Consider the following 1,212-nt stretch of genomic DNA (forward strand, 5'->3'; position numbering starts at 1 on the left):
AATTCAACTTCGCCCGGGGCTTCTTCGGTACCGGCATACATACCACCGATCATGATAGTGTGAGCGCCAGCAACGATGGCTTTAGCAATATCACCTGAGTAGCGAATACCGCCGTCAGCAATAAGAGGAACGCCCGTACCTTCAAGTGCTTTAGACACATTACTGATGGCAGAGATTTGTGGGGCACCGACACCCGCAACGATACGTGTTGTACAAATTGAACCAGGACCAATACCGACTTTAACCGCATCTGCACCTGCTTCAACTAAGGCAGTAGCCGCAGCACCAGTGGCGATATTACCGCCGATAACTTGTACTTCAGGATGATTATCTTTGACCCAACGTACTTGATCTAAGACACCTTGCGAATGGCCGTGAGCCGTATCTACGACGATAACATCAACACCGGCTTCAACTAAAGCAGCAACACGTGCTTTGCTTTCATCGCCAATACCGGTGGCGGCACCAACACGTAACTGTCCTTGATTATCTTTAGATGCTAATGGGTAATCCGTCGATTTTTGAATATCTTTAACGGTGATCATGCCTTGTAATTGGAAGTTATCATCAACAACCAAGACTTTTTCGATACGGTTGGTGTGAAGTAGATTTAATACTTCTTCACGACTCGCTTCTTCTTTAACCGTGATCAATTTTTCTTTTGGTGTCATTACCGAAGACACTGGGTTATCGAAACGGGTTTCAAAACGTAAATCACGACTGGTCACAATACCGACTAAATCATTACCTTCAACAACAGGTACACCGGAGATTTTGTTTGCATGTGTCAGCTCAACTACTTCACCAATAGTCGCTGTTGGACTGATAGTAATAGGATCACGAACAACACCGCTTTCGAATTTTTTAACTTTGCGAACTTCGTTAGCTTGTTCTTCAATGGTCATATTTTTATGAAGTATGCCTAAGCCACCTTCTTGTGCCAAGGCGATCGCCAAACGACTTTCGGTAACGGTATCCATCGCTGCGGATAACAGCGGAATATTAATGGTGATATCGCGCGTCAGTTTGGTTGTCAGGCTAACATCACGTGGTAATACGTTAGAGTAGGCTGGCAGTAACAAAACGTCGTCAAAAGTAAGTGCTTCTTGAGCAATTCTCATCGGGCATGTTCCTGAAATTACTGTAATATGATCGAGTAATTATATAGGAATTCCAAAGGATTTTCAGACTTTATGGCATCGCTAGGTTCAT

1 protein-coding gene is annotated in these 1,212 nt (G+C 44.1%); it reads right to left on the reverse strand.

The genetic code is table 11. The features are described 5' to 3' along the window. Nucleotides 1–1,121 (reverse strand): IMP dehydrogenase (gene guaB, locus AC3AYF_RS21355; RefSeq protein WP_487780475.1); only part of this gene is annotated, 1,121 nt, incomplete at its 3' end. Nucleotides 1,122–1,212: the final 91 nt, after the last annotated feature.

The organism is Salinicola sp., assembly GCF_982684285.1.